Below are 26943 nucleotides of genomic sequence, written 5' to 3' on the forward strand. Positions count from 1 at the left end.
CGACGCCTGCAGGGAGCGACGCTATGCGCACGCAACAGCTAATTCCGCTTTGGCTAAAAGTGGCTTATACGATCATGGTGGCCATCATCGTACCGGTTTACTGGCATACGCTGGGGCCTACGAATTTTCTTTGGTTCTCGGATATTGCCCTGATTGTGCTGGTACCCGCTCTGTGGTGGGAAAATCGTTTGCTGGCCAGCACGATGGCCGTGGCGGTGTTGTTACTGGAGTTATCCTGGACGGCCGACTTTCTTGCTGCCGGCCAGCTGACACAAGTCGCGCTCTACATGTTTAGCGGCGAAACCTCCTGGCCGGTGCGAGTATTATCGGGGATTTTTCATCTGGCACTGCCGCCTGTGCTTATCTTTATGCTGATCAAGCTGGGTTATGATAAACGGGCTTATCCATTACAGATTCTGATCGCGCTCGTCGTTGTTCCTCTAAGTTACCTGCTGACCGAGCCGGAGGACAACATCAACTGGGTGTATGGGCTGGGTGAGCAGCGTACGGATTTGCCGCCACTTCTTTATCTCACCCTGCTGTTGGCGGGCTTTATCCTTCTTATATATACGCCCTCGCACTTTATTTTTAAGCGGCTGTTCGCACCTCGTTAGCGGCTTCGGCTTAAGGAATTGGCAATCCTTTGCTATACTGAGTCATGAAAACAAGATCAAAACGCACTTACATTTTAATGATTAAGGAGGCTTTATGACTGGGCCAATGAATCCTAAAGTTAAAAAGAACGAGCAGGATCTGACGGAAGAAGAAAAGCGGAAACTGCAATCGGAGCAGGATAAAGAGAATCAAAGTCGCGAAGATCACAGTCGGCCAGATTCGACGCACGGCAATCACTCGCAGAAAGACAAGCAGATTGCTCCAGAACAACGTGGACAAGACGACCGCTAACGCTTTGGTAATTGACAGGAACCTTACTCAAACTGTCAATTACTGCAAACTTCCTTTGTAATTTACCGCTAAAACACGTAGATTACGCGCCTATTTTTTAGTCGGGTGCGTAATCGTGATTTCTGCTGCAAACATCACCATGCAATTTGGTGCAAAACCTCTTTTCGAAAATATCTCTGTTAAATTTGGCGACGGCAACCGGTACGGTTTGATCGGCGCAAATGGCTGCGGTAAATCAACATTCATGCGCATTCTGAGCGGTGAGCAGGAACCTTCTGCGGGAAATATCTCGATTGAGCCAAACATGCGTGTGGGGAAGCTGCGCCAGGATCAGTTTGCCTACGAGCAATACAGCGTGGTTGATACGGTCATTATGGGTCACGAGGAACTTTGGCAGGTCAAAGCTGAGCGTGATCGCATTTATGGCTTAGCGGAGATGAGTGAAGAAGATGGCATGCGCGTGGCTGACCTCGAAGTGGCATTCGCTGAGATGGATGGCTACACCGCAGAATCACGTGCCGGAGAACTGTTGTTAGGCGTCGGGATACCACTGGAAGCGCATTACGGTTTGATGAGCGACATCGCTCCGGGTCTGAAATTAAGGGTGCTGCTGGCGCAGGTATTGTTTTCTGAGCCTGACATTATGCTGCTCGATGAGCCGACCAACAACCTCGATATTAATACCATACGCTGGCTGGAAACGGTGTTGAATGAACGTCAGGCGACCATGATCATCATTTCGCACGATCGTCACTTTTTAAATAGCGTTTGCACGCACATGGCAGATATCGATTATGGCGAACTACGTGTTTATCCTGGCAACTACGACCAGTACATGTTTGCCGCAACTCAGGCGCGTGAGCAGCTATTGAACGACAATGCCCGCAAGAAAGAGAAAATTGCCGAGCTGCAGCAGTTTGTCAGCCGCTTCTCTGCGAATGCCTCTAAGGCAAAACAGGCAACGTCACGCGCCAAGCAAATCGAAAAAATTCAATTGGCCGAAGTCAAAGCGTCGAGTCGGGTCAGCCCTTTCATTCGCTTCGAACAAGAGAAGAAGCTCTACCGCTTAGCCCTGGAACTGGAAAACGTGAACAAGTCGTTTGATGACTTACACGTGTTAAAGAACGTCAGTGCAATGATCGAAGTCGGCGAAAAAGTTGCGATTCTTGGTGCCAACGGTATCGGTAAAACGACATTGTTGAAGTCGCTGGTTGGACAGCACACACCTGAAGATGGACTGATTAAGTGGTCGGAAAACGTCACTATTGGTTATTACGCGCAGGATCACGCGGACTGGTTCAAAGACAAGATCAGCGTGTTTGACTGGATGAGCCAGTGGAAACAGCCACACCATGACGAGCAGGCCATCCGCGGCGTGCTTGGACGCATGCTGTTTTCCCAGGACGACATCAAAAAGCCTGTCACCATTTTGTCAGGTGGTGAAAAAGGCCGGATGATTTTTGGCAAACTCATCATGCAGCGGCCCAACGTCCTGATCATGGATGAGCCAACCAACCACCTGGACATGGAATCCATTGAGGCCTTGAACCTGGCGTTGGAACATTACGACGGAACCCTGCTGTTTGTCAGTCACGACCGCGAATTTGTCTCTTCACTGGCCTCCCGTATTATCGAGTTAACCGATAAAGGTATGCGCGACTTTTCAGGTAGCTACGACGACTATCTGCGGCAGCAGATGCAGTCCTGACCAGTAGCATCTGACCGCGCTGCACGGTCGGATGACTCTGGCAGCGTGCGCAGATCATTTATGCCATTGTTGGACACGGTTTTATCTCAGCGTAATGGGTCTATACTAGAAAGAGTAAACTTTCTAAGCTAGTCAAGACGTTGCAAGGGATGACAATGGAAAAACGACTGCGCATAGTGCTGTCAGTAATGGCCACGTTATTCTTGACGGCATGCCAACTGCCACCGCGCGCGAGTATCGAAGAAAGCTACGCCCTTCCCACCTCAATCACCAAGGCAACCACATTAGGAAGCGCAGTTGCTGAACAAACTGCTCAGCACCCGGGCCAGTCCGGGGTTCACATTCTCGCCGATTCCCAGCAAGCTTTCGCCTCGCGCATCCAGCTCGTGCAAGGAGCTGAGCAATCTATTGATTTGCAGTACTATATCTGGCGTTTCGATAATACCGGAAGCCTGCTGACGAATGAGCTGGTGAAGGCTGCTGATCGCGGTGTCCGGGTACGCTTGCTATTGGACGACTTTGAAACAACAGGTATGGATGCGCAACTTAGCCGACTGCATCAGCATGCCAATATCGAAGTACGGTTGTTTAACCCCTTTGTGATGCGCTCGCAGAAATGGTTTGGCTTTATTACTGATCTCGACCGTGCAAACCGGCGCATGCATGGTAAAACATTTACCGTCGACAGCAGTGTCACCATTACCGGTGGCCGAAATATTGCCGATGCCTATTTTGGTGCCACCGACGAATTTATTTTTTCCGACCTGGATGTGCTGGCCATTGGTCCAGTGGTTGACGATGTGCAGCAGGAGTTCGATGCTTACTGGAATAGTAAGTCCGTTTACCCCATCGACTTAATCTATACGCCGGATGATCCTTTGGCAGGCTCAGAGCCCGTTTCGGCTATCGTTCGTAGCCGCAGCAACAATGAGCATGCAGGTAAGTATAAAGCGGCCGCAACTGAGTCTCGTTTTCTCGAAAAGTTAGTAAAAAACGAGCTGCAGTTGACCTGGGCCTCGACGCGCATGCTAAGTGATGACCCGCGCAAAGGACTTGGAAAGGCGCGTGACAGTGCGCAACTCTATCCGCAGCTGGAACAGGCCATTAGCGAAGCACAACAAAGTCTTTATCTGGTGACACCCTACTTAATTCCCACCGCTTCCGGAGTTGAAATTCTGAAGACATTGGCGGCGCGGGATGTTGATATAAGCATCCTGACCAACTCACTGGCGGCGACAGATCTAGCCATTGTTTACGCGGGTTATGGTAAATGGCGGCAAGAATTACTCGAGGCGGGTATCAAGCTTTACGAGTTACGTCCAACGGATGCGCAACTTGATGAGGAGCAGGAGCCGGCCGGCAGCTTTAGCCTATCACCAGGATCCAGTTTGCACGCCAAAGCAGTGGCAATTGACGGTCAGAAGCTGTTTATTGGCTCGTTTAACTTTGATCCGCGTTCGGCGAACCTTAATACCGAACTGGGTTTTATGATTGAAAGCCCTGAACTGGCGCGAGATTTAGGCCAGCTGTTTGACTCAAGGGTGCGTAAACGGGCCTATCGGCTGACACTTGACGAGCAGGGCGATCTGGTCTGGATTGAGCACCAGCAGGAGCAAGTGCTGACCTATAACAAGGACCCCGAAACCAGCTGGTGCCGGCGCAGCTATGTCTGGTTCATGTCACTGCTCCCAATTGATTACTTTTTATGAAGTGCTGGTCGCGTCACTGCTCGTTTGAGGAGGGATAATGAAGTATATTTTTGAAGTACACATTAAAGGCGAGCATAGCGCAGAGGATTATGCGCAGGCCTGGGTTCGCGCCAGCGAGATTATCCAGCGGGCGCCAGGAGCCAGGGGCACCGAACTGCACCGCAAACTTGATGATCCCAAGGTGCTTATCGCTATTGCAAGCTGGGATAGTAAAGCCGCTCGCGATAGCATGGAGTCGAAAGATAATCCGGAAGTCGCAGAAATTATCCGCAGTGCGGCGGACTTCTGCGAGATTCGTCCCATTGGTGAGTTCGCCGATCCTGACTGGGTGGTGATGCCACCTGAACCTGATAAATAAAGGGCTAAAACTATGAATAAATACGCCGTGTTCAGCACCGCCATCCTCCTTTCGTGCGGCTGGTTTGGCCAGGCTCAGGCCGCCACTGATACCACTCACCGACTCACGCAGGCAGAAGCCGATAAGTTGGTAGCACTACCGCTGCATTGTGTTGAAACCCCTTACCCTTATAAAACCGGCTTTGTTTTGGGCGGTGCAGAGGATGTAAAGGAGCCAAGAGAGCATCATCCAGTGTTTTATGGTTGTTTTGACTGGCATAGTGCAGTCCACGGCTACTGGTCATTAGTCACCTTGTTACGACAGTTTCCGGACATGGAGCATGCAGATGAAGCCCGGGCCATTCTGAAGCGTAATTTAACCGCGGAAAATGTAGCGCATGAAGCGGAGTTTTTTAGTAAAGAGATCCACAAATCGTTTGAGCGTACCTACGGTTGGGCATGGTTACTGAAATTATCTGACGAGTTACACGCCTGGCAGGATCCACTGGGCCAGGAGCTTGCGAAAAACCTGCAGCCACTGGCAGATGTCATTGTTGACCGCTATCAGAGCTTTTTACCACAACTGCTGTACCCGGTCCGGGTGGGGGAGCACAGCAATACAGCCTTTGGCTTAAGCTTTGCTTATGACTATGCGGTAAACCAGAATTTGACGGATCTGCAGGAGCTCATCAGACAGCGCGCCAAAACCTACTTTATTGACGACAAAAATTGCCCGATAAGTTGGGAGCCAAGTGGTTATGATTTCATCTCACCTTGCCTGGAAGAGATTGGGCTGATGCAACGTGTGCTGAGCAAAGAAGAGTTTCTGCCATGGCTGGCTGATTTTATGCCACAACTTGCTGATGAGGATTACAGTCTCGAGGTTGGACGCGTCAGTGACCGTACCGACGGCAAACTGGTTCATCTGGACGGTCTGAATTTTAGTCGGGCGTGGAACCTGTATGCACTTGCCAATGAATACCCGCAATACAGTCATTTACGAGACGTAGCAGATGCGCATTTTGCCTATTCGTACCCGAACCTGATTGGCGACAGTTATGAAGGCGGGCACTGGCTGGGAAGCTTTGCGATTCAGGCACTGAATCAGGCGCAGCATCGGAAAGACTCGAAATAAGGGTGGGAAAAGTGTTATAAATTAGTCACAATACGGCATCTTTTTTGATTGTTTTGACGTTAGTTTGTCAGATGCCGGCGGGACAGAATGCGAACATCGATTTATACACTTTTCCTGACGGCGTTAAGCTGGCTATCGCTGCTGACCACAGCGCAAGCCAGCGAATTTGACGAGTTCCACCGACTCTCAGAGCAACTCGGCGGTCGTCAATCCTCTGTTTACGCTATCTATCGTGGCGCCAATGATTTCCTCTGGTTCGCATCAGATACCGATGGCGTCCTGCGTTACGATGGCTACGATTATGTGTCCTGGTCGTCGCAACTCATTCCCAGCGGTGAACGTGTCAGCTATTCATCCCTGCTCATCACCCCAGACGATACTTTATGGGCGGCGACATGGGGCCATGGTCTCGCCAACTGGCATGTTGCTGCGAGCGCCGCCGGGAGTTTTTCACTCCGTCCGGAGGATCCCTCCTCGCTGCGCGACGATCGGGTGCAGACCCTTTATTACGATGCAAAAGAACGGCTCTGGGTCGGCACCCTGAATGGGCTCAGCTACCTGGTAATGACCGACAAAGCAAAGTGGCAAACGCGTGGGTTGCCGGCAGGGCATCCCTTGCGCACAGAACGTATCTGGTGGCTGACAGAGTCGAGTGATTATCTATGGGTGGCCACCTCTCAGGGCTTGTACCGTTTAACCCCTGATTTGAAGGAGTGGCAGCACTATCTGCTCAATCCGGCTGAACAGGGGCCGAATCGTCGAAATGAAATCCGTACCTTGGCGGTTTTCGATAGTGAAGTCTGGGTTGGCACCGATTTCGGAGTGTTCTTCTTTGATCAACAGCACGAAGAGTTCGTTCCTGTTCGTTATCCACAAGGTTACGAAAATCTAGGGCAGGTTCGCTCTAATGTGCTGGCCCAGGATCCATTTGCAACGGACGCCAATACCTTCTGGTCCGGAGGGTCCGATGGTCTGCATTTGATTGACCGGCAACGCAGAGAGTACGTCAGGCTTGATCAGGAGTGGGGTAAACTCAAGGGCGTAGACGTGCGCGCGATTGCTTTCGATAGTGTCAGTGATATGTGGGTAGGCGCGCGCGACCAGGGTATTTTTGTTGGCCGCCGCGATCGTCAGGACTTTACAGAGACGCTCAGTGCTGCTCACCTCAGCCAGCTCGGATTGGCAGAGCAGCGTGCAACCTATGCTGTTCATTACAGCGCCAACAATGACCTATGGCTCGGTACAACTGCTGGAGTCGCACATCGCGATGCGCAGAGCCAGAACTGGCGTTTATTATCCTTCCCTGACGACGAGTCTGTGAACCAAGTCGAAACCATCTACTCAGATTCCCATGGCAACCTCTGGGTGGCGACCAATACCCGCTTATACCGGACGCATGTAGACAAACCCGAACAACTGAGACGGGTGACGCATATCCACGACCAGCTCGAACTCAGTGATCAGGCCGTCAATGCTATTCTTGAAACCGACCAAAACCAACTGCTGCTCGGCTTTTGGGGACAGGGGATTGCGACCTATAATCCGGTGCAGCAACAAGCAGAATGGCAATTTCGTGAGTTACAGGGACTGCGCGGTAATCAAGTCTATGACCTGGTGCATTTGCCCCAGTACGGGCAATTTATGGTGACCCGCTACTCGGGTGTATTTCAGCGCTCGCCAGATAGCCAGCAGTGGCAGTCCTATAAGATAAAAGAAAATGGCGGCGATGATTATCTATGCGCCTATGCAGAACCACCGGCAACACTATGGTTGTGCAGCAGTGAAGGTGCCTGGCGCATCAATCTGGCTGATCGCAGTCGTACCCTGATCAGTATGGCTGATGGATTGCCATCGGATCGCGTGGTCGGCATTTATAGTGATCAACAGGGTTACACCTGGTTGCTTACCAGCCTTGGCTTTGCCCGATATGATGAAGCGGCGGATAGCATCATTAACTTTGGCCTCAACGATGGTTTACCCTCCGAGGCGATGCTGCGCCAGGCTGTAAGCCAAAGTCCAGCGGGCGAAATGACGGTGGGCTCGGTGCAAGGTGCTTTTAGCTACACACCTGCGGAGTTGACCCTGAATACACAACCGCCACAGGTTGCACTGACAAAACTTATGATAAGTGGTCAGGACAGTACATCCCTGCTGGGTTTTAGCAACTATGCAATGACTCTGGCACCAGAAGACCGAAGTTTTACGGTGCACTACAGTGTGATGGATTTTCACGATACTGCGCGTAATAGCGGGCGTTTCCGCTTACTTGGTGCAAGTGATGAGTGGAGCGAATGGAGCTTGAGCCGCGAAATTTCGTTCGCTAGCTTAGCGCCAGGGGATTATGTGCTGCAAATAGAAGGGCGTAATAGCCAAGGTATTGTCTCCGGGCTGCCAGCAGAATTAAAAATCCGGGTATTAAAGCCCTGGTGGCAAACTTCATGGGCGATAGGGCTGGCACTGGCACTACTGGCATTAAGTCTGTATGTGCTGCTGCGGCTGCGTTTTCGTGCTCTTGAAGCTGCGAACAAGAGGCTGGATGACGAAGTTCAGGCGCGTACCCGTGAACTGGAGCTAGCTAATGCGCAGCTGCGGACCCAGTCCGAGACGGATCCCTTGACAGGCTTGCTGAACCGCCGCGGCTTCAGCGAGCGCTTCCGGCGTCTCCAGCAGCCGCTGGCGCTGGTGTTGCTGGACGTCGATCATTTCAAACAAGTGAATGACCAGCTCGGTCACGATGTCGGCGATCAGGTACTTAAGCAAATAGCCGGAGTACTTGGTGAAAGGTTGCGAAAACAGGACATTGCCGGACGTTGGGGCGGAGAGGAATTCATCGTGATGCTACCCAATACGGATTTAACCAGTGCGACTGGCGTCTGTGAAGCCCTGCGCGAGGGCATTGCGAGTCTGGTGACAGCTGCAGAAGGACATCATGTGCAAGTCACTGCCACCTTCGGCGTGACCGCAACCGATGATGTTGCGGCGACACTCGTTGATTGCCTTAAGCAGGCCGATGCTGCGCTTTACCAAGGCAAAGCGGATGGCCGTAATCAGGTCGTGGCAGCGCAAGTTGATGCTGTGCTGAGCGGTTCATGAACTGGCCATTCTAATCGGTAAAACAATTTAGGGTGTTCGTTTTTTATCAGTTGAGTCGAAGCCAGTTATGACTATGATGCGCACTATCTGAAATAGCATTCAGCGATGGATTGACTATACTTTTAGTCTGGTTAGTCAGCTGAGGGATGGCGAATTATGACAACTGAGTATGAAAAAGAGCGCTTGAAACGGTTACGTGGTCTGGACTTATTGGACACACCCACGAACGAAAGTTTCGATCGTATTACCCGCATGGCGAGCCAGATTTTTGATCTGCCTATTGCCGCTGTATCACTTACCGATGAAGACCGGCAGTGGTTCAAGTCACGAGTGGGCGTTGAGCACTGGGAGATCCCCCGGGAAAAAGCCTGCTGCGGCGAAGTTGCAGATACTGCAGATGTAGTCGTCGTGAATGACTTACTTGAGTCGGACTTCTACAAAGACAGCGTTTTGGCGGATTCCGGTATCCGCTTTTATGCCGGTGCTCCATTAATGACCCGTGATGGCTTTTCGCTGGGTGCGATGTGTGTGCTCGGCACCGAGCCGCGCGACGTCACAGAGCAAGAGCTTAGCGCTCTGCACGATTTGTCAAAAATGGTGATGTCGCAGATTGAGCTGCAGCACGCGGTTGGGCGAGTGGACTCGGGCACGGGTTTACCTAACTATCTGCAGTTTGTCGAAGATCTGGAAGATCTGGCACGGGACAATCCAAAGCAAACTTATTACGCTATGAGTGTAGAGCTCATTGACTTAAGTGAAGCAAGCGCATTGCAACGGGTAATGGGGCCGTCTTATCTTGAAAACTTGTCCATTGCTGGTAGTGAAGTCCTACAAGAAATGCTGGGCGCCAAAGCGCGCATCTATCATATTGGCCCCGGTCAGTTTGCGTTTGTTGACAGCGGTTCAAAACAGCACATTGCGCAGCAGGCGAATGACCTTTATGAGACACTGTTGGCGATTCGTTTAAATGACGCTTCTCCCTTTATGTTGCGCCCGGTGATAGGTGTGGCGCCATTTCAGGTGGGCGTGAATCCGCCAGGTAATATTTTGCGAATAGCGCACAGCGCTTCGCGTGACGCGCGTAGCGAGGAAGTTGCTGTCGGTTGGTACAATGAAGAATCGGATCAGTCGCATCAACGGCGGTTCGGGTTGATCGCGAACTTTGCTGATGCGCTAAAAGCGCCGAATGAACTTTATCTGGTGTATCAACCGCGGCTGGATAATGCCTCGGGGAAATGTGTCGGCGCAGAAGCATTGCTGCGCTGGCAGCATCCTACGCTCGGTAATATTGGGCCCGCAGAGTTTGTGCCTTTGATTGAAAAGACGCCTCTGGCAAAAGAACTTACCGACTGGGTCTTACGCAATGCCATCCAACAGGCGCAGCACTGGCATAACGAAGGCCATACTCTGCAGCTCTCGATCAATATTGCAGCGGCCAACCTGGAAGAAGATAGCTTTTGTGAACGCCTGTTGACCTACCTGAATGACGCCGGGCTGGAGCGTTCAGCGATTGAGCTGGAGCTGACCGAGAGCAGTTTAATGAACAATAATCATAAGGCCAGTCAGCAGTTACAGTGTATCGCCGACAGTGGTCTTTCATTGGCTATTGACGACTTTGGTACGGGATATAGTAGTTTGTCGTACTTGCAGACGATTCCAGCGCGGGTGGTGAAAATTGACCGCAGCTTCGTCGATGAGATTGAGAGCAAACCTCGGAACCAGGCACTGGTCAGGGCCATGGTGGCCATGACCCGGGATCTCGGTTATCGCGTGGTTGCTGAAGGCGTGGAGACTGAAGCTGCCCATGAGTTTCTGAAATCACTCGGATGTGACGAAGTACAGGGCTATTTCTTTGCCAAGCCTATGTCGGCCGACGACTTTGGACGCTGGCATCATGGAACCCTCGCCTAAATCAACGCCCTGCAGCTGAGCGACGTAGCAACATAATTGCGAAGATACCGTCCGCAGCGAGCCAGACAGACTCAGGCGACCAGCCTGCGCGGCTGGCCAGCCGTTCGAATTCTTCCGGATGGTATTTATAGGAGTTCTCTGTATGAATAGTTTCGCCTTCGGCAAACTGAAATCGCTCGCCAGCGATGGAGACTTCCTGCTTGGTGAGGCTGCGTAAATGCATTTCAATACGGCCAAGCTGCTGATTATAAATGGCAGTATGCTCAAACTGATCTAAATCGAAATTGCCATCAAGTTCACGGTTGATACGGGTTAAAATATTTTTGTTGAACAGCGCTGTTACGCCTTTACTGTCATTGTAGGCAGGCTCAAGGATGGCGCGATCTTTTTTGGTATCTACACCGAGCAGTAGATAGCTTTCTTCACCGAGGGTTGTCCCCGCGTTGCGCAGAAACTCAACGGCTTCCTCTGGTTCGAAATTACCGATGGTCGAACCCGGGAAAAACCCCATGGGTGTCGCGGATGACAGCTCCATCTGCATCGGTTGGGTAAAGTCACCCTGTACAACCTTGATGGTCAGCTGTGGAAAAGCCTCAGCTAGATCCGATGAGGCTTCTTTTAAATGCTCTCCGGAAATATCCAGCGCAACAAATTCGTCTACCATGCTGAGCTCTTCCAGCACGGGCTTAACTTTATGCAGCGAGCCGGCGCCGAATTCGACCAGTTGAAGACTGCTCACTGAGGCACGCTCAAAATAGTGCTTTAGTTCGCGCGCCACTTCTGGCAATAAGCCCAGCTCGGTACGGTAGGGATAATATTCATCGAGCTGACAAATTTGATCAAAATAAGCTGACCCTTGCTGGTCATAAAAGTATTTAGGCGGCAGCGCTTTTTGCGGCAGTCGTAAGCCCGCCAAAACATCCTGTAAAAACACGTGGTCCATAACTTATCCTGGCTCTTTGTTGTTATTTTGCTAAACGCAGGCTGGTAAACTGCCAGCGCTGATGCGCATAGAAGAAGTTTCTGTAGGTCAGCCGCATCTGCTGCGCTGCGGTGGCGCATGAACCGCCCCGCAGGACCCACTGATTGGCCATAAACTTGCCATTGTATTCAGCCAGCGCGCCCTCCGGCGTCTTGAAGCCTGGATAGGGAGTAAACGGACTTTGCGTCCACTCCCAGGCATCGCCAAACATTTGCTTAAGACCCTTAGCTTCGCTAGTCGGTGGCTGGGGTAGTGAATGGCCGGATTCTAAAAAATGCCCCTTTAAATCCATAGCACGGGCGGCATGTTCCCATTCGAACTCGGTGGGTAAGCGGCAACCACGCCAGCGCGCAAATGCGTCGGCTTCATAATAGCTAATATGACAGACCGGTGCGTTCGGATCCAATGGGCGTCGTTGCTGTCCGGCTATGGTCCACCACTGGCTATCCTGCCGGTGCCAGTACAATGGGGCTTGCCAGTTCTCTTGTTGCGCAGTTGCCCAGCCATCGGAGAGCCAGAGCTTGGGCCGTTGATAGCCATTGTCGGCCATGAACTCCAGCCATTCGGCATTGGTCACCAGCCGTTCACAAAGGCTGAAATCAGGGACAAACACCTGGTGGCGGGGCTGTTCGCAATCGTAGGCAAAACTCGACTCTGCGTTAGTGCCCAGCCAGGACAAACCGCCTTCAAACTCAACGAAGTCAGCACTGTCCGGGGTTCGCGAAGGCGCACGAGTAGTATTGGACGTGGGTAACGCGTAGGGATTCAGCGATAACGCATGTTTAATGTCAGTTTGCAGCAGTTCCTGATGCTGCATTTCATGGTGCAAGCCAATGGTCACAGCGGACTCAATCTCGGCATCGGTTGTTTGAAGTAACTGCTGCATGGCCTCATCGACATGATGCCGATAAGCGATGACCTCCTCTAATGACGGGCGCGACAGCAAACCACGTTGAGGCCGCGGATGGCGCTCGCCGACCGTGTCATAGTAGGAATTAAATAAATACTGATAGGCATCGTCAAAGGACTGATAGCCAGTCAGGTGGGGCTGCAGTAAGAAGGTTTCAAAAAACCAGGAGGTATGCGCAAGATGCCATTTGGTCGGGCTCGCGTCGGGCATAGACTGCAACATCATGTCTTCTGCACTGAGTCCCTTGATCAGGCCCATACTTTGCGCACGGACACGCTCGTACTGCGCCAAAATTGCCTCATCGGGCGCGCCGTCCGAAGCAAAGGATGCTGCAACATTTGGCATCGGCTAAACCTCCTGTACTGCAAGTGGATTCGCTAAGTCTGCATAATTTTCTTGTGCACCAATTAACGATGCAGGTCGAAGCGGTCATTCTCCATGACCTTTACCCAGCCTTTGACGAAGTGATCCAGCATTTTCTGCTCGCCGCCATGCGCAGCAAACTCTTCGGCGATGGCGCGCAACTGTGAGTTTGAACCATAAATGAGATCAACCCGTGTCGCCGTCCACTTTGCTTCGCCGCTGGCACGGATCCGACCTTCAAAGCGTTCTTCATTATCATCGATCGGCTCCCAGACGGTACCCATGTCGACCAGGTTCACAAAGAAATCGTTGCTCAGTTGACCCTCGCGATCGGTAAGAATGCCGTCCTGATTGTCACCGGCATTGGCGCCGATGGCGCGCATACCGCCGAGCAGTGCGGTCATCTGCGGAACGCTGAGATTGAGCAAAAATGCCCGATCAACCATCAGGTGTTCGGCGGGGATTGAGCTTGCTTGCTTCTGCAAGTAATTGCGGAACGCATCATGGCGAGGCTCCAGGTACGCATGCGTATCGACCTCGGTCATATCCTGACTGGCATCGGTGCGACCCGGGGTAAAGGGCACCTCAATACTGTGTCCAGCGGCCTTGGCAGCCATTTCGACTCCCACACTACCGCCGAGCACAATCATGTCTGCCAGCGAAATATTGGCATCACTGGCGTCTTTTAGTTGCTCCAGACGGTCGATGACATCGGTGACACCGGATTGCTTATTAATGTCCCAGCTGACCTGCGGCGCAAGTCGGATGCGCGCGCCATTCGCACCACCACGATGGTCGGTCTGACGATAGGTGCAGGCTGACGCCCAGGCAGTGGTTACCAGTTCCTTCGCGGTAAGACCCGAGTCGGCAATGTTCTGCTTCAGGCTTGCGATCTGCTCATCGTTCACCAGCGGCCCCTCATGTTCAGGAACAGGGTCCTGCCAGATCAGAACTTCGTCAGGAACCTGCGAGCCGAGGTAGCGGTCGCGTGGACCCATGTCACGATGGAGTAGCTTGTACCAGGCGCGGGCAAACTCATCGGCGAGTACATCAGGATTGGCATGAAACTCTTTTGAAATTTCGAGATAGTCAGGGTCAGTGATCATGGCCATATCAGCGGTGGTCATGACAGGTGGATTTTTGCGGCCTTCAACATGAGCATCGGGCACCCAGTAACCCTCTTTCACTTCAACAGGTTCCCACTGATTGGCGCCGGCGGGTGATTTCTTCACTTCCCACTGGTGCGCAAAAATGGTCTCCAGGTAGGAGTTATCCCACTTGGTTGGCGTCGGTGTCCATGCGCCTTCAAGGCCTGAGGTGACAGTGTATTCTCCCAGACCAGTTTCATTCTTGTTGGCCCAGCCAAAACCTTGCTGATGGATCTTGGCGGCTTCGGGAGCTTCACCTACCATCTCTTCTTTGCCGCGGCCATGCATTTTGCCGAAAGTATGACCCCCAACGGTAAGTGCGACGGTTTCGCGATCATTCATACCCATACGAGCAAATGTTTCACGCACATCCTGAGCGGATTTCAGCGCGTCAGGGACACCGTTAGGACCTTCTGGGTTCACGTAAATCAGGCCCATCTGAACCGCTGCGAGAGGGTTATCGAGAACTCGGTTACCGTCTTCGAAACTGCCGGTGTAGCGCTCGTCTTGGGTCGCCAGCCACTCGGTCTCGGGTCCCCAGTAAATATCGTCTTCCGGCGCCCAGATATCAGCGCGACCGAAGCCGAAACCAAAGGTACGAAAGCCCATGGTTTCCAAAGCGCGGTTACCGGCGAAAACCATCAAGTCGGCCCAGGAGATTTTCTCACCGTATTTTTGTTTGATCGGCCAGAGTAAGCGCCTTGCTTTGTCGAGATTGCCATTGTCAGGCCAGCTGTTGAGGGGGGCAAAACGTTGTGCCCCAGTGCCGCCGCCACCGCGGCCGTCTACGGAGCGATAGGTACCTGCGGCGTGCCAGGACATGCGAATAAAGAAAGGACCGTAGTGGCCCCAGTCGGCCGGCCACCAGTCCTGGGAGTCGGTCATTAAGGCATCGACATCGGCACTGAGTTGGTCGACGTCTATTTCTGCGAAAGCGTCGGCGTAGCTGAAATCAGGACCAAAAGGGCTGGAGTCGGGATGTTTTTGATGCAAAATATTTAGATTGAGTTGGTCGGGCCACCAATGTTCGTTGCCTTGCAAACGGGGCGTGGTGCGCGCACCCCACTCTTGTCGTTTTGGCTCCTGGTCAGACACATGTACCTCCTTGACTTGGACTTTAAAAATCGAGTTGTCTGTCTACTAACAGACTATACGAGTCTAACTATAGCCAGAGATCAACTCGGTATCCAATCCCATGGTTGCAAAGAGGAAGCCGGCACGTCCAAAGTGAAAAAAAGGCATTATGACGATTCAGCAATAACGCAGTTACGACCACTTTGTTTGGCTGCATAAAGTGCCTGATCGGCTTGTTTAATGGAGGCTTCGATAGAACCCGCTGCGCGCAATAAACTCACGCCAAATGAAGCTGTTAGCCGGTCAACATCGGCCTCGAAATGGTTTTTTTCAATCGCCTGACAGAGATCTTCAGCAAGTGTCTGTGCACCTTTGAGATCGGTATCGGGCAGCACGATTAAAAATTCCTCGCCGCCCCAGCGTATCAGGGAATCCATAGCACGTAAGCGCGACTGCAGGACTTCGGTGAATTGCTTTAGAATCTGATCGCCAACCAGGTGGCCAAATGTGTCATTAATGTCTTTGAAGTGATCAATGTCAGCGAGAATCACCGCGACCTGGCTTTCCTCCCGCTCTACTCGGGCATACTCTTTGCCCAGCACATGGTCGCCGAAGCGGCGGTTATAAGTGCCTGTTAACTGATCGTGACTTGCGGCTTTATGCAGTTGCTGCTCAAGCTCCAATTGTTCGGAAATATCACGGAAGATAAAAACCCCACCAAACACCGGGTCACTACTGTAGCGCATGGGCGTGGCAGAGACTTCGACGGGGACAGGTTTGTCAGAATAGGACCAGAAATAGTCACGCCAGGGTTCGGGTGCTACGCCGTCGTGCAGCATTTGATGGATCGGACATTCAGATTTAGGGTACGCGCTGCCATCAGCATGGGAATGGTGAATGACGTCGTGACTGCAACGGCCAATGAGTGTGTCTTCATCAGGAAAACCGAGGATCCTTATCGCGGACGGATTTACGAACGTACATTGACCTTCGTGATTGATGCCAATAACTCCCTCAGCCAGATGCTCCAATAAGCGTTGGTTAAAGTGTTCCAGCTGCACTGTCTGCGTCACATCTCGTTGCACCGAGACAAAATGAGTAATTTTGCCCTCGTTGTCGCGCATTGGGCTAATGCTCCAATGAACCACATAGGTCGAGCCATCTTTACGGTAGTTCACCGTTGAATCTTCAAACCTGGTGCCGTTTTCCAGATTCTGCCGAAGCCGCTGCAGAACGCCGCGATCCGTTAGCGGGCCTTGCAGAATGCGGGGAGTTTTGCCGATCAGCTCTTCCCGGCTGTAGCCGGTCTTTTTACAAAAAGCATCGTTGGCGTAAATAATTTGGGGACCGGGAAGATCAAGCTCTGCGGTGGTGATCAAAACAGAATCGTAGGCCTGCTCTACGGCAAGCTCGAACAATTCTTGATTTACCTGAGAATCCATCTATTGCACTCCCTAAGCTTGAAAGGATTAACTTTATCACGCGCTCGTCTGAATGGATAACTATATGTGGAGCCTTCATTTTTCGTCCGATGTGAGACGCCTGCAGGGGGCAAGGAGAGTCAGCTTAGCACCAAGGTGTCAACTTGCAAAAATAGGTTTTGCCTGCAAAGCTAAGTACTGTTTTGTATGAAAAAAAATTAAAAAGTCGAATCGTTTAAAGTTTGGGGACAACGCCAGCGCGAAGGGAGTGCTAACACGTGATATGGCTCTTATTACTTCATATCATCGCTTTATTAATGTGGGGGGCAGGAATTTTATATATTCCTGTGATGCTGGCCGGAGCGAGTAGAGCAGACGATGAGTTTGAGAGCAGCTCTGGCAGTCATGATTCGGCCGCACGTTTCGTCTTTACCTATATAGCCACCCCGGCGGCGCTGGTTGCTATCGTCTCGGGCGCCATGGCTTTCCTGTTCAATCAAACCAGCGAATTCTGGTTCATCGCGAAGCTGACACTGGTCAGTAGTGTGGCGCTGATTCATGTATTGCTGTGGGTTTTAATTCGTCGGGCCGAGCGTAAGCAATATAAGCACTTACGGCTTATGAGCGCACTGGCTTCTGTAGTGCTAATGCTGTTAATGACGACTGTTATCTGGTTGGCGTTAGCCAAGCCGCAACTGTCGGAGATGATGCCGTGGACATAAAGAGCATAGCAAAAGTTACTGGAGCTGCTACCGTGCTGCTTTTAAGTGGCTGCAGCGGAGCATTTTCTACCCTTGACCCGGCAGGGCCGGCAGCAGGATCGGTGCTGCCACTGACCTTGGCCATGATCATTGTCGCGCTGGCGGTGTTCGTCGGTCTCATTGTGCTGTGCGTGTTTGCGGTGCGTCGTAATAGCAAGGATATCAGCGACGCCGAAGTTCAGCGGCTGCAGAACCGCTGGATTATCGCCGGTGGCATTGCCTTACCCACCGTGGCGATCACGACACTGCTCGCCTTTGGCATTCCGATTGGCCACAGCCTGTTGCCCTTACCTTTTCAGGAAGGGGAGGTGATGCGCGTCGATGTTAAAGCCCGACAGTGGTTCTGGCGTGTTTCTTACCCGGAGCGCAAGATCGAATTGACCGATGAAATCCACATTCCGGTGAATACCCCTGTCGACTTCCATATTACCAGCGAAGACGTTATTCATTCGTTCTGGGCGCCGCGTCTGGGGGGCAAAATCGATGCGATTCCCGGCCGCACTAACGTGGTCCGGCTTGAGGCGGATGAGGTCGGTGAATACCGGGGGCTATGCACAGAGTACTGTGGTCAGGGGCACACCGCGATGCAATTTAAAGTGATTGCGCATAGTGCTGAAGACTTTGAGGAGTGGTTACTACAGCAGGAGGACTCTGATAAGAATGACTGAACAGGAAGCTTTACATCAGCGGTTTAATAAAGTCTGGCGCAACCTCCCGGGTTGGGGCTCCTTAGCAGCAGTTAACCATACGTCGGTCGGGCGCCGATTTATGCTAACAGGCGCAATCTTCTTTCTGATAGGTGGGCTGCTGGCACTCCTTATCCGCATGCAGCTCGCGTTGCCCGGCCAGGAGTTCTTAAATCCTGATGTCTACAGTCAGGTGTTTACGATGCATGGCACCGTAATGATGTTCCTGTTTGCTATTCCTATCCTGGAAGGGGCGGCCATTTACCTGATCCCGAAAATGATAGGTGCCCGGGACCTGATATTTCCGCGCCTTGGCGCCCTCGGGTATTACTGTTATTTATTTGGCGGCATCATTGTTATTTCGAGTCTGCTGCTGGGCATGGCGCCAAGTTCCGGCTGGTTTATGTATACACCGCTAAGTAGCACTGAATTTTCGCCGGGGCCCGGCTCGGACTTTTGGTTATTGGGTATCACCTTTGTAGAAATATCGTCTGTGTCTGCAGGTATTGAACTGGTCGTTGCTATACTCCGCTCGCGCACGCCGGGAATGACACTCAGTAAGATGCCAATTTTCTGTTGGTATATTCTGGTGACGGCGCTGATGATTGTCTTCGGTTTCCCACCATTAATTCTTGCCAGCATTCTACTGGAGCTGGAACGTGCTGCGGGCATGCCCTTTTTTGACGTAGCCGCTGGCGGCGATCCTGTGCTGTGGCAGCACCTGTTCTGGCTGTTCGGCCACCCCGAGGTTTACATCATCTTTCTGCCCGCGGCCGGCATTGTCTCTACTATTTTGCCGGTGTTTACCGGTCGTCCGCTGGTGGGGTACCGCTGGGTTGTCATGGCGGTGATTCTGACAGGTTTTATCAGTTTCGGGCTTTGGGCTCACCATATGTTTACCGTGGGGATCCCGCAACTGGCGCAGGCGTTTTTCTCAATGGCAAGCATGCTGGTGGCCATTCCTACAGCGATTCAGGTTTTCGCCTGGTTGGCGACGTTATGGGCTGGGCGGGTCGTTTACAGCCTGCCTATGTTATGGGTGTTTGGCTTTTTGTTTGTCTTTGTCTTGGGCGGACTCACCGGCGTGATGCTGGCAATGGTCCCCTTTAACTGGCAGGTTCACGATACCCACTTTGTTGTTGCGCATCTGCACTATGTATTAGTCGGCGGCATGCTGTTTCCCTTAATCGGCGGTTTGTATTACTGGTTGCCCCATTTTTCCGGACGCATGCCTTCAGAACGTCTCGGCCGCTGGGGCTTCGGCTTGGTGTTTGTTGGCTTTAATGCCACCTTTTTCCTAATGCACCTGACTGGCCTGTTGGGCATGCCAAGGCGTGTCGATACCTACGAAACGGGGTTAGGCTGGGACTGGCTGAATATGCTTTCTTCTGTGGGCAGTTTTGTCATTGCCATGGGTGTTGCCATTATCATTATTGATGTGCTGCTGCACTTTCGTTTTGGTCGCAAAGCCGGCAACAACCCCTGGAATGCGGACACGCTGGAGTGGACCACCGGCACGCCTCCGACAATGTACAACTTCGCTAGTCTGCCCGAGATAAACAGCCGGCATCCGTTATGGGATAACCCTGAGCTGTTGCAGAGCATTCCTGCTGGCGAGCATGGGTTAACGCAGATTGAGCATGGCCGCCGCGAAACCTTTGGTACCGATGCCATCACCGGCAAACTGAAAGAGGTGATGCTGTTGCCGACCAACTCATGGCTTCCGTTGCTGGTAGCTTCCAGCCTTGCTGTGGTCTGTATCAGCCTGCTCACGCGTAGTTATCTGGCGGCTGTGGTCATCACTATTGTGGCAGCCATTTTTCTGTTCCGCTGGAGCTGGGAAAATGGCGGGCATCCGCTAGCTGCGCCCCTGGGTGATAAAGAGCCTGTAGAAGCGCCATTACAGTCGCGTACTCTGGACGGTTCCGGCTTGTGGGGCATGGTGATTACCTTGCTGGCGGATGGCGCTCTATTTTTAGCGTTATTGTTTGGCTGGTTGTATTTATGGGCAGTGGCACCGAACTGGACATTGCCGGATGAGTCGCTGGTCTCGCTGCCGGTGATGGCCTGGAGCGGAGCTTTCTTAACCTTTGCAACCTGGTGGTATTGTCGGGCGGTGAAGCAACTCAAAGCCGGAGACGATACCGGACTGCAGACCCGGTTCTGGGTGGTCACGGCGGCAGGGGCGATACACCTTGTTTTATTAGTCGGCGTTACTCTGGTTTCACCATTAGCGATTACGGAATTAGCCCATGACGCCGTGCTGCTGGTGATGCTCATGTTCCTTATCTTTCATAGCAGCATAAGCGTGATAGCAACGGCGCTGCAGGCGCTGCGGGTTCGTTACGGCTACGTCAGCAAAGAGCTGCCGTATGAGCCGGTAGTATTGCAACCCCTGTGGCTCTTCAGTCTCGCCACCTTTTGGTGCAGCGTCGCGTCTTTCCTATTACTACCGATAGCGTGGGGGGCTGCATGAAAACATTGCGCGCTCATCCGCTGCATTTGTTCGCCGGGCCATTGCTATGGGCGATCTGGTATGTGGTGCTCTACAGCGGCCAGGCGCTGGGCTGTGAAACCGCACCGCCGCCTGCCAATGCGGGGGTGTGGACCTGGCTCAATGGCTTACTGCTGCTGCATACCCTGGTGTTCGCTATGATATTGCTTTATCTGACCTGGCTGGCGCACCGCTCGACACCAGCTGAATCAGGCAATGGACGTTTTATCCTCAAGGTTTCGACGGGCGTTTATCTGGTGGCGACCATCGCTGTTCTGGCGATAGGCTTACAAAGCGTGATTTACCCGCCATGCGTTTAGCGCTTCTTTTCGCAGCACTAGTGGCAGCATTTGCGGCGCTTTGGGTGCCGGCAGCCTTCGCGCACAATCCGGTGACCAGTGAAGGACAGGATAGACTAGCCTCCGGACTGACAGCACTGGCGGTTATGGTGTTCTGGTTGATGTATGTTGTGGGAACACGGCAAAGCCCGACACGCGCATGGCAACGATGGCTTTTTCACGGCACAGCTCTCATCACTCTCTTTACGATTTTGGGCCCGCTGGATGAATGGGCCGAAGTAAGCGCTGCTGCCCATATGACCCAGCACATGTTTATGATGGTCGTGATCGCGCCACTGTTTGCGTTATGTAAGCCGTTACCACAATTATTTGTCGCTTTTGGCCGACATGGTCGACGATTTTGGGGCCTGGCGTTTAAGATCACCCGTTACCCTATGCTATGTGCCTACCTCCATGGCTTCATGATTTGGTTCTGGCATATCCCAGTGTTTTATATGCTGGCTGTAGACGACCCTTGGATTCACGTGTTTGAACACGCCTGCTTCTTAATCACCGCGGTGTGGTTCTGGTGGGCGGTGTTGTACGCAAGCGCCAGAAAAGCGCCGTTTGCATTGCTGGCGCTGCTTTTCACCCTCATGCACACTGGTTTTTTAGGCGCCTTACTCACCTTCGCCGGCGAACCTTTGTATGGCGAAGCCCGGCACCTCCAGGATCAACAACTGGCGGGCTTGATCATGTGGGTGCTGGGCGGCGTTCCTTATATCGTCGGCGCGCTTTGGGCGGGTAACCGCTGGTATAAACACCTCAACCGCCGCATGTTATCGGGTTAGCGGGCTGGCTTATGAACTCAGCGCGAGACCTATTGCTATCAGCAGCGGCAGGCTGATGTTTATCGCAACATTTAAACCCAGCAGGCGGTGCGGAACCTGCTGTGGCTCATTTAAGCTAGCGATACCATAATAGAGGGGGATTGCCAGACTAAGACTTAACAGGCCTAGCAGTGCCAGAGGAGGCAAGATACCCACAGCTACAAGTATTGCTAAAACGCTATACGCAGCAAGTAAAAACCAGCGAAAGATCCGCAGCGCTATCCCCGGGCCGTAGGTAATGAGTAGATTTCTCCGCCCCACCTGAACATCTGCGGTCAGGTCCGGAAACTGATTGAGCAGCAGCAAGTTATTCACCAGGAAAAACGGTATCAGTGATACCGCCAACACGCTCCAGGAATACTCACCAGTCAGAACAAAGTAGCTGCCTGTCAGCATCAACGGACCAAACCCTAATCCAGGCGCGATCAGACAAAGCCAGGGTCGACGAGTGAGCATAGGCGTGTAGGCCATCACTAACACCATGCCTGCGATCCCTAACGGGAGCAAACTCCAGCCGCGCAGGTAAATGAAATAGCAGCCAATGGTGATAAGCAGCGCAAGTAGAGCTTTACCCAGACGGCTCGCGGCCTTTAGCGCCTGGGGATTAGCCTGCAGTGCGCCACTACCGCCGCTAAAAGGTGTGCGTTGAGTCAGATCGTCGAGACCAGAGCGGGCATCATGCACTTCATTGAGTACGTTAACGCAAGCATGAGCACTGACTGCGCCAAGCGCGACCAGGCTGAACAGGGTCGTAGCAACTGAAAAGCCATTGCTTTCGGCAAGGGCAGCAGCCAATGCCACCATCGCGAGGGTAAGCAACAAAAAAGAAGGGCGTGTGGTTTTTATTAGCGTTGCCAGCATGGCTCTGATTTTTCCCAAAAAAACATTACCGTTGCGATGAAGTAGCAGTTGTAAGCGAGTTGTTTCGTAAAAGCAACAGGTGGATGATCGTGCAAAGAAGAGTATGCTTGGCTAAATCTAACCTGTGTTATCTGGCTTTAATTTTTGCGGAGTATCTGATTATGCTATTTCGTTACTTGGCCGGCGTGTTGTCCGGACTCTTTTTTATATCCACACCTGCTTTTGCGCTTACCGCAGAGCCGGTACATATTCCGATTAGTTATCTGGAAGAGCGGATTCTGCTTCCGGTTGAGATCGAGGGCGTTGGCGAGCGCTTTTTCATTCTTGATACCGCCGCGGGGCGGTCAGTGATTTCCGCAGACCTACGCGCCGAGCTGGAGCTCACCCCAGAGGATATAAGTCAGCTTGAGGTACAGGGCGCAACTGGCGCGATCACCCTGGAGGTTGTTACCCTGTCAGGGCTGTCCCTCGGCGAGCTACCGCAGAAGGATGTGAGTGCCGTGGTCGCTGACCTCAGTTCTTTTCGCGAGTATGACGGGCGGCAGGTTGAGGGTATTCTTGGGGTCGATGTACTCTCGCGCTATGACGTTGCAATTGATGTGCCCGGCGCGACGGTCTCGCTATTGCAAGACGGGACTTCATATTCTGAGCTGGGTGTAAACGAAACAGGGCTGGAATTTCACTCTGGAGTCCAGCCTGGCTTTGTGCAGTTTAATGTGATGTTGGAAGGAACACCGGTCGCGGCAGTGCTTGATAGCGCGGCTCGGGTTGGCACTATCAACTGGCAGGCGGCAAGTCTCGCCCGACTATTTCCAGATAGCGACGCGGTCACAATAAAAGAAGGGGGATCGCGGGGTATCGATGGCATAGGCACTGAAAGTTTCACTGCTCCAGTTAGCAACATCTGTCTGGGCGAACGCTGTTATTTGTCTATGAACGTTAAGATCGCGGATCTTCCGGTTTTCAGTGTTCTAGGGATTGCGGATCAGCCAGCCATGCTTGTCGGGGCGGCATTCATGGCAGATTGCCCGATGGTCATAGCATACTCGACCCAGACACTGCACGTTTGCGCAGACTGAGCGCAGGGAAGTGATATCAACAAAGTTGGGTCACAAGACCCAACTTTTTATCTGACTCTTATACAGACGATGGCACGCGCCGTAACCTGTTAATGAACAGGTACAGCGCAGGAAGCACAACCAGTGTCAACAGTGTGGAGGAAACGATACCGCCAATCACCACGGTTGCCAGCGGACGTTGCACTTCGGCTCCCGTACCTGTATTGAAAGCCATAGGGACGAAGCCAAAACTCGCCACTAAGGCAGTCATTAGTACGGGGCGCAGACGTTGGCGAGCGCCCTCAAAGACTGCCTCCCTAAGTGCTTTACCATCGTTGCGGAGCTGTTGAATAAAGGACAGCATCACCACACCGTTTAAGACGGCAACACCAGACAAAGCGATAAAGCCAACAGCCGCTGAAATCGATAACGGCATGCCTCTGACGGTCAACGCCAAAATACCACCGGTTAATGCAAGTGGTACACCGGTAAATATAATCAGGGCATTGCTCAGTGAATTGAACGCACTATAAAGCAGTCCAAGAATGAGCAGTAGTGTCAGCGGAACAACAATAGCTAACCGCTGGGTTGCAGACTGCAATTGTTCAAATGTGCCACCGTAGTCAATCCAGTAGCCAGCCGGAAGCGATAAATTAGATTGCATTTGCTGCTGGATATCCGCGACAAATGAGCCAAGATCACGATCGACCACATTTGCACTAACAACCATATTGCGTTTGCCGCTTTCGCGATTGATCTGATTGGGGCCCACTGTAAGTTTAATCTCAGCGATTTCTCCAAGCGGAACATATTGAAGCTCAGGGTTGCTGGCCTCAGGAACAGCAACGGGTAAGCGCTTTAGCGTCTCAATATCAGCACGATTTAATTCATTTAGACGAAGCATTAAACGGAACCGTTTATCTCCCTCGTAAATCGTACCAGCTTCTAAACCACCCACAGCAGCCTGGATGGCCCGCTGTACGTCGCTGACCGTTAAGCCGAGTAAAGCCAAATGATCACGCTGTGGTGTAACAGACAACGTCGGCAAGCCCGTCATTTGCTCAGCACGCACGTCTGCAGCACCGCTAACGCCGTTGATAATTTGCACGGCTTCATCACCTAAGGACTTTAACGTATCGAGATCGTCACCGTAAATGCGCACAGCTAAATCGGCACGTACACCAGCGATCAGCTCATTAAAGCGCATCTCAATAGGTTGGGTAAACTCGTATTTGTTCCCCGGTATTTGCTCGACAGCCCTACGCAGTTCCGTGAGGAACTCATCTTTGGATTTTGACGAGTCGGGCCACTCTTCTTTTGGTTTCAAAATAATAATAGTGTCGGCTACGCTAGGTGGCATAGGGTCTGTGGCGACATCCGGAGTGCCTATTTTGGAAAAGACCCGTTTTACTTCAGGAAACTCAGCAATGACGGATTCGAGTTGTAATTGCATGTCGACCGATTGCTGCAAGCCTGTTCCGGGAATGCGGAGTGCATGTAGAGCAACGTCACCTTCATCGAGTTGGGGTAAAAACTCGGTGCCCATTTTCGATGCTTGATAAAGCGATCCGGTGAATAAGCCGAAGCCGATCACGATGATCACCAGGGGTTGTTTTAATGAAAGCTTTAATACCGGTTCATATAATCGGCGAGCACCCCGCATGATGCGATTTTCTCTGTGGTTCACCTTTCCGGTGACAAAAATCGCAATCGCTGCCGGCACAAATGTGATTGAGAAAATGAGTGCACCTAATAAGGCAAACACAACCGTAAATGCCATAGGATGGAACATTTTCCCTTCGACACCACTTAGAGCAAATATTGGTAAGTAGACCAACATGATGATGAGTACGCCAAATACTGCGGGGTTAAAAACCTCACGAGTACTCTCAAAAACCTCGTGCAAGCGCTCTCTGGTTGTTAGTAGTCGGCCTAGGCGTTGTTGAGCAAGCCCCAGTCGGCGCAATGCGTTTTCAACAACAATTACGGCACCATCAACAATTATTCCGAAGTCTATTGCACCCAAGCTCATCAAGTTACCGGAGACTCGGTTGGCCGTCATTCCGGTGATTGCGAAAAGCATACTTAACGGAATCACGAGCGCAGTAATGAGCGCAGCCCGAACGTTACCTAAAAGTAAGAAGAGCACAACTATGACCAGTACGGCGCCTTCAAAAAGGTTTTTTTCAACCGTAGCGATAGTTTTTTCGACCAGGGTCGTACGGTTGTAAACAGGCTCGACCACAACACCGTCCGGAAGACTCAGTTGCACTGCCTCTAAGCGTTTTGCAACCGCCTCCGACACAATACGACTGTTTTCACCGATGAGCATCATTGCCGTGCCAAGCACTATCTCCTCACCATCGGAAGTCGCAGCACCGGTGCGCAGCTCCTTCCCGAAAGACACTTCAGCAACATCCTTAATTCGAACAGGAGCATCATCACGTTTGGTGATAACAACGTTGCCAATATCCTCTAAAGAAGCTAGCTGTCCTGGCGAGCGGACCAGCCATTGTTCACCATTTCGCTCGATATACCCGGCACCGGCATTGCTGTTGTTTAACTGAAGCGCTTTAAAAATGTCCTCGATAGATAGTTTATAAGCCAACATTTTGCCGGGATCCGGAGCCACCTGGTATTCCCGCTCGTAGCCACCGACAGTATTGATTTCAGTCACTCCGGGTACTTTCACCAGCTGTGGACGTATCACCCAGTCTTGCAGTGTACGCAGGGATTCCGCAGTGTAGGGTTGACCGAACTCATCAACTGCTCCTTTTTTTGCGCGCACAAGATAGGTGAATATTTCACCCAATCCGCTTGCGATAGGACCGAGAGCTGGCTCAACCTTGTCAGGCAATTCGCCACGAACCCTCTGCAGGCGCTCGCTGATTTGCTGCCGCGCCCAATAAATATCCGTACCTTCCTCAAACACCACGGTGACCTGTGACAATCCATATCGTGAAATTGACCGCGTGTAATCCAGGTCGGGAATGCCGGCCATCGCATTTTCCACCGAATAGGTAATGCGTTGCTCGGTCTCCAATGGCGAGTAGCCCGGAGCTTCAGTGTTTATTTGAACCTGAACATTAGTAATGTCGGGTACCGCATCTATAGGCAGTTTTAGGGCGCTGTAAACGCCCAGTGCTGCAATAAGCAGAGTTGCAGCAATCACCAACCAACGACGTTGAATGGCGAAGCGGATAAATGAATCAATCATAA

Annotated in this window: 20 protein-coding genes; 14 read left to right on the plus strand and 6 right to left on the minus strand. The window is 52.1% G+C overall.

What is annotated here, in order from left to right:
* The first annotated feature begins 23 nt into the window (after window positions 1-23).
* From J6J28_RS08360 to J6J28_RS08395, 8 genes are all read left to right on the plus strand, one after another.
* Window positions 24-614, plus strand: a complete 591-nt coding sequence (locus J6J28_RS08360) for a hypothetical protein (RefSeq protein WP_301721050.1) — start codon at window positions 24-26, stop codon at window positions 612-614.
* Between the two features lie 94 nt (window positions 615-708).
* Entirely contained in the window at window positions 709-906 is a 198-nt protein-coding gene (locus tag J6J28_RS08365; RefSeq protein WP_301721051.1) for a hypothetical protein, read from the plus strand.
* A 115-nt stretch (window positions 907-1021) separates the two neighbouring features.
* Window positions 1022-2614 carry an ABC-F family ATPase gene (locus J6J28_RS08370; protein WP_301721052.1) on the plus strand — a complete coding sequence of 531 codons (1593 nt, stop codon included), beginning with the start codon at window positions 1022-1024 and terminating at the stop codon, window positions 2612-2614.
* Window positions 2615-2769: 155 nt separating this feature from the next.
* Complete coding sequence (locus J6J28_RS08375; protein ID WP_301721053.1) at window positions 2770-4323, plus strand: phospholipase D family protein; 1554 nt, start codon at window positions 2770-2772, stop codon at window positions 4321-4323.
* Between the two features lie 37 nt (window positions 4324-4360).
* Entirely contained in the window at window positions 4361-4681 is a 321-nt protein-coding gene (locus tag J6J28_RS08380) for an antibiotic biosynthesis monooxygenase family protein (RefSeq protein WP_301721055.1), read from the plus strand.
* Between the two features lie 12 nt (window positions 4682-4693).
* Window positions 4694-5794 (plus strand): DUF2891 domain-containing protein, encoded by a 1101-nt coding sequence (locus J6J28_RS08385; protein WP_301721056.1) that lies wholly within the window; start codon window positions 4694-4696, stop codon window positions 5792-5794.
* Between the two features lie 87 nt (window positions 5795-5881).
* On the plus strand, window positions 5882-8887 hold the full coding sequence (locus J6J28_RS08390) for a ligand-binding sensor domain-containing diguanylate cyclase (protein ID WP_301721057.1): 3006 nt from the start codon (window positions 5882-5884) through the stop codon (window positions 8885-8887).
* Window positions 8888-9043: 156 nt separating this feature from the next.
* Window positions 9044-10798, plus strand: coding sequence for a sensor domain-containing phosphodiesterase (locus J6J28_RS08395; protein ID WP_301721059.1), 1755 nt, complete (start codon window positions 9044-9046; stop codon window positions 10796-10798).
* A 1-nt stretch (window position 10799) separates the two neighbouring features.
* Here the strand turns inward: J6J28_RS08395 and egtD are convergent, their stop codons facing one another.
* The 4 genes from egtD to J6J28_RS08415 form a co-directional block, all read right to left on the minus strand.
* Window positions 10800-11741 carry an L-histidine N(alpha)-methyltransferase gene (gene egtD, locus J6J28_RS08400; RefSeq protein ID WP_301721061.1) on the minus strand — a complete coding sequence of 314 codons (942 nt, stop codon included), beginning with the start codon at window positions 11739-11741 and terminating at the stop codon, window positions 10800-10802.
* A 22-nt stretch (window positions 11742-11763) separates the two neighbouring features.
* Window positions 11764-13035, minus strand: a complete 1272-nt coding sequence (gene egtB, locus J6J28_RS08405; protein ID WP_301721062.1) for an ergothioneine biosynthesis protein EgtB — start codon at window positions 13033-13035, stop codon at window positions 11764-11766.
* Between the two features lie 62 nt (window positions 13036-13097).
* Window positions 13098-15242: a catalase/peroxidase HPI gene (gene katG / locus J6J28_RS08410; protein WP_418055176.1), complete on the minus strand. Its 2145-nt coding sequence runs from the start codon at window positions 15240-15242 to the stop codon at window positions 13098-13100.
* 200 nt (window positions 15243-15442) lie between these two features.
* A complete protein-coding gene (locus tag J6J28_RS08415) occupies window positions 15443-16717 on the minus strand; it encodes a sensor domain-containing diguanylate cyclase (RefSeq protein WP_301721065.1) in 1275 nt (424 codons plus the stop codon).
* Between the two features lie 257 nt (window positions 16718-16974).
* On the opposite strand from J6J28_RS08415, the gene J6J28_RS08420 reads away from it, so the two are divergent.
* From J6J28_RS08420 to J6J28_RS08440, 5 genes are read left to right on the plus strand one after another with little or no spacing between them, the layout of a single operon-like run.
* On the plus strand, window positions 16975-17418 hold the full coding sequence (locus tag J6J28_RS08420) for a CopD family protein (protein ID WP_301721066.1): 444 nt from the start codon (window positions 16975-16977) through the stop codon (window positions 17416-17418).
* 32 nt (window positions 17419-17450) lie between these two features.
* On the plus strand, window positions 17451-18125 hold the full coding sequence (coxB, locus tag J6J28_RS08425) for a cytochrome c oxidase subunit II (protein WP_301721067.1): 675 nt from the start codon (window positions 17451-17453) through the stop codon (window positions 18123-18125).
* On the plus strand, window positions 18118-20619 hold the full coding sequence (gene ctaD / locus J6J28_RS08430; RefSeq protein WP_301721068.1) for a cytochrome c oxidase subunit I: 2502 nt from the start codon (window positions 18118-18120) through the stop codon (window positions 20617-20619). The genes coxB and ctaD overlap by 8 nt, the downstream gene beginning before the upstream one ends.
* Entirely contained in the window at window positions 20616-20957 is a 342-nt protein-coding gene (locus J6J28_RS08435; protein WP_301721069.1) for a hypothetical protein, read from the plus strand. Before ctaD ends, J6J28_RS08435 begins: the two co-directional genes overlap by 4 nt.
* A gap of 20 nt (window positions 20958-20977) precedes the next feature.
* On the plus strand, window positions 20978-21766 hold the full coding sequence (locus J6J28_RS08440; protein WP_301721070.1) for a cytochrome c oxidase assembly protein: 789 nt from the start codon (window positions 20978-20980) through the stop codon (window positions 21764-21766).
* 9 nt (window positions 21767-21775) lie between these two features.
* Here the strand turns inward: J6J28_RS08440 and J6J28_RS08445 are convergent, their stop codons facing one another.
* Window positions 21776-22666: a prenyltransferase gene (locus J6J28_RS08445; protein ID WP_301721071.1), complete on the minus strand. Its 891-nt coding sequence runs from the start codon at window positions 22664-22666 to the stop codon at window positions 21776-21778.
* Between the two features lie 107 nt (window positions 22667-22773).
* Here J6J28_RS08445 and J6J28_RS08450 point away from each other — a divergent pair, with 107 nt between their 5' ends.
* Window positions 22774-23745: a retropepsin-like aspartic protease gene (locus tag J6J28_RS08450; RefSeq protein ID WP_301721072.1), complete on the plus strand. Its 972-nt coding sequence runs from the start codon at window positions 22774-22776 to the stop codon at window positions 23743-23745.
* 58 nt (window positions 23746-23803) lie between these two features.
* On the opposite strand, the gene J6J28_RS08455 is transcribed toward J6J28_RS08450, so the two are convergent.
* The gene (locus J6J28_RS08455; protein WP_301721073.1) at window positions 23804-26941 is read right to left on the minus strand and encodes an efflux RND transporter permease subunit; all 3138 of its coding nucleotides are present in this window, start codon (window positions 26939-26941) and stop codon (window positions 23804-23806) included.
* Between the last annotated feature and the right edge of the window lie 2 nt (window positions 26942-26943).

The organism is Pseudidiomarina terrestris (assembly GCF_030466375.1).
Taxonomy (GTDB): Bacteria; Pseudomonadota; Gammaproteobacteria; order Enterobacterales; family Alteromonadaceae; genus Pseudidiomarina; species Pseudidiomarina terrestris.

Coding starts and splice junctions, on each gene's coding strand:
- J6J28_RS08360 (WP_301721050.1), top strand. CDS start 24: ATGCGCACGCAACAGCTAATTCCGCTTTGGCTAAAAGTGGCTTATACG.
- J6J28_RS08365 (WP_301721051.1), top strand. CDS start 709: ATGACTGGGCCAATGAATCCTAAAGTTAAAAAGAACGAGCAGGATCTG.
- J6J28_RS08375 (WP_301721053.1), top strand. CDS start 2,770: ATGGAAAAACGACTGCGCATAGTGCTGTCAGTAATGGCCACGTTATTC.
- J6J28_RS08380 (WP_301721055.1), top strand. CDS start 4,361: ATGAAGTATATTTTTGAAGTACACATTAAAGGCGAGCATAGCGCAGAG.
- J6J28_RS08385 (WP_301721056.1), top strand. CDS start 4,694: ATGAATAAATACGCCGTGTTCAGCACCGCCATCCTCCTTTCGTGCGGC.
- J6J28_RS08390 (WP_301721057.1), top strand. CDS start 5,882: ATGCGAACATCGATTTATACACTTTTCCTGACGGCGTTAAGCTGGCTA.
- J6J28_RS08395 (WP_301721059.1), top strand. CDS start 9,044: ATGACAACTGAGTATGAAAAAGAGCGCTTGAAACGGTTACGTGGTCTG.
- egtD (WP_301721061.1), bottom strand. CDS start 11,741: ATGGACCACGTGTTTTTACAGGATGTTTTGGCGGGCTTACGACTGCCG.
- egtB (WP_301721062.1), bottom strand. CDS start 13,035: ATGCCAAATGTTGCAGCATCCTTTGCTTCGGACGGCGCGCCCGATGAG.
- J6J28_RS08415 (WP_301721065.1), bottom strand. CDS start 16,717: ATGGATTCTCAGGTAAATCAAGAATTGTTCGAGCTTGCCGTAGAGCAG.
- ctaD (WP_301721068.1), top strand. CDS start 18,118: ATGACTGAACAGGAAGCTTTACATCAGCGGTTTAATAAAGTCTGGCGC.
- J6J28_RS08435 (WP_301721069.1), top strand. CDS start 20,616: ATGAAAACATTGCGCGCTCATCCGCTGCATTTGTTCGCCGGGCCATTG.
- J6J28_RS08445 (WP_301721071.1), bottom strand. CDS start 22,666: ATGCTGGCAACGCTAATAAAAACCACACGCCCTTCTTTTTTGTTGCTT.
- J6J28_RS08455 (WP_301721073.1), bottom strand. CDS start 26,941: ATGATTGATTCATTTATCCGCTTCGCCATTCAACGTCGTTGGTTGGTG.